At 46.9% G+C, this 2,426-nt stretch carries 2 protein-coding genes; both read right to left on the bottom strand.

The window, feature by feature from the left end; genetic code table 11:
• Positions 1 to 130 precede the first annotated feature (130 nt).
• Positions 131 to 706, bottom strand: a complete 576-nt coding sequence (locus HMPREF2871_RS09285; RefSeq protein WP_049344845.1) for a hypothetical protein — start codon at positions 704 to 706, stop codon at positions 131 to 133.
• 2 nt (positions 707 to 708) lie between these two features.
• The coding region (locus HMPREF2871_RS09280; RefSeq protein ID WP_210397487.1) for an RHS repeat-associated core domain-containing protein at positions 709 to 2,426 on the bottom strand (1,718 nt) is incomplete at its 5' end.

The following is a 2,426-nucleotide window of genomic DNA, read 5'->3' as shown; positions in this document are numbered from 1 at the left end:
TTAAAGAACAAATGGTTCAGACGACCTCAAAGAAAGTATTGAAGTCGTCTGAAAAACAGAAACCGCGTGCGTGCGTTCCGTTCGCACTCTACATCGGAATTGTAGGTTTCATTGGCTACAGCTTGCTCATTTATAGAGACTGTATTAATTCTATATATCTGTCTGTTTTTTTATCCCAAAAAATGTACAAATAAGTAGTATCATGCTTCAACTTCGATATATCTAACTGCCCTAGAAACATTGCGGGAATATTATCAATGATAGGCCAACCAGGCTCCTGTAACCATTTGGGATGTTTATCCATGCAAATAAAATGTTCCTTAATAATCTTTTTAAAAGTGGTCACCGTCTTAGGTTTGTACTTATCATACAAGAAATTTAAATAACCCATATCAGCTGGTATCCAGTTAGGAATAGCCTCCAAAATCAAATCGAATTTTTTTTCTGTCGTTGAATTTGAAGAGTACGGTATATGTTTGTAATCTAAAATTTCCCTGAAAATATCCATCAAGTTTAACTTTGCATCAAGAGATGTCAAATCCTGACTAATTAAATATTCATAAGTGGAATTACTATTCATATAAGGTTTAGCTTTAGTATTTTCCAACAGGGAAATTAATTCTTGATTGGAAGACAACGCCATTTCCAATTCTTCAGTTGATAATTTTTCTTCCACAAAATTCTTTAAAATTTCTATTGCTTTCATAGCTAATTTCCTAGATTCCTATAAGGGTCAAGCGCTGCATGTTGTTCTCTAGTTACTTCTCTCAAATTAAAAGGACTATGCCTATCTGCATGACCTAAGCGTTGTGGCACATGATGATGCAACTCCATGGGATTTCCATTTGCATCTAAAGGAGCACGTCCTCTTTTCATTCTACTCATATTTGCAGGAGAAAATTCTCCTGTACCTTTCGAGGCTAAATACCTATTTTTCCAGTATCTTGACCTAACAACATCCCAAGATGGCATATCACCGTTAGGTAATGGTTTATCAATACGCTCGCCTCTTTTCCAACGTTTGAATAAATTCTTTAACAGCGGTTTAGGTTTATTTGGTTTATTTTTGTTGGCCGGGCACAGTCCCCAAACATCAAGCCATTCCTGCGCATTCGGAGCAAACTGATACAGATTCTCCCCACCCAACAACCCAATCGGGTCCTGATTCACAAACCTCCCCGCCTCAGGCTCGTAATACCTCATCAGGTTGTAATGCAACCCGGTCTCTTCATCATAATACTGGTTCTGCAATCTGAACGGCTGATGCGCGTTCTTGTAAACCCGCTCATCCTTTTTCAGACGACCCCAGGCGGTGTATTCGCCGTACCACAAAAGATTGCCGTGGATGTCGGTCATCTCGCGCGGGATGCCGACTTGGTCGGTGTGGAAATAGGCGAGGTATTGCTTGCCGTCTTTGGCGTTGTCAAAGACTTGGGCTAAGGGTTCGTAGCTGTCTTGGTCGGTGTAGATATAGGTGTAGCAGCCTTTGTAGGTGTACTCCTGCAACAGGCGGCTGCCGTCCCAGACGAAGTGGGTGCGTTTCGGTTCGGTACTCGTCCAGGCGAGTTTGTCTTGGCGTTCTTTGGAGAGGCGTCTGCCGAACGGGTCGTAGGCGTAGGTCCAGATCTCGGTATTGCCGGCGGGCTTTTTGATTTCGGCGCGGACGAGTTGGTTTTCTAAATCGTATTGGTAATATTGGTTTTCGCCATTAGGCAGCTGGCGGTAGATCAGGTTGCCCAATGCATCGTAGGTGTATTCGATGCCGTTGTATTCTTTGAGGCGGTTGCCGGCGGTAAGGTTGGGGTTGGCAGGTGATTTCAGACGACCTTGAGTTTTGGTGTCGTCTGAAATCGGAGCGGTCGTTTTGCCCTCTCCACGACCCTCTCCCGCGGGAGAGGGGGTAGATGTCGGGATGTCGAGGATGTTGTGGGCGGGGTCGAAGGCGAAGGTTTCGCTGCGGCCGGTTTGGCTGTTGCGGGCTTCTTGAATGCGTCCGATTTTGTCGTAGACGTAATTGAGGACGCCGCTTCTTTGATCGGCGCTTTGAATGAGGTTGCCGGCTTTGTCGTAGGCGTAGCGGCGGTTCACGACGCCGCCGGCCAGCGGGTTTTGTTTGCCGTGAAGCGTTTGTGTGCCGCTCCAAACGGTACGCTGGCTTTTCAGACGACCCATGGGGTCGTAGTCGTACAGGCTACTGATGCTGCCCTGTGTCCTTTGGATTTCTCGGTGCAGTTTGTCGCGCTCGATGTCGCTGACGACTTCGCCGTCCAGGCTGATTTGGTGCAGGTGTCCGCTGCCGTAGTACAGGTAATCGATATGGCGGCCGTCGGGCAGGATGGTGCGGATGCGGTTGCCCAACGGGTCGTACTGGTAGCCTACGGTGGCGCTTTGGCCGTTGTGGACGGTGGTTTCGCCGATAAGGCGGT

Source organism: Neisseria sp. HMSC067G12 (assembly GCF_001812725.1).
GTDB lineage: Bacteria > Pseudomonadota > Gammaproteobacteria > Burkholderiales > Neisseriaceae > Neisseria > Neisseria perflava.
The sequence above is the reverse complement of the archived record's forward strand: the minus strand, read 5'-3'. Positions and strand labels throughout refer to the sequence as shown.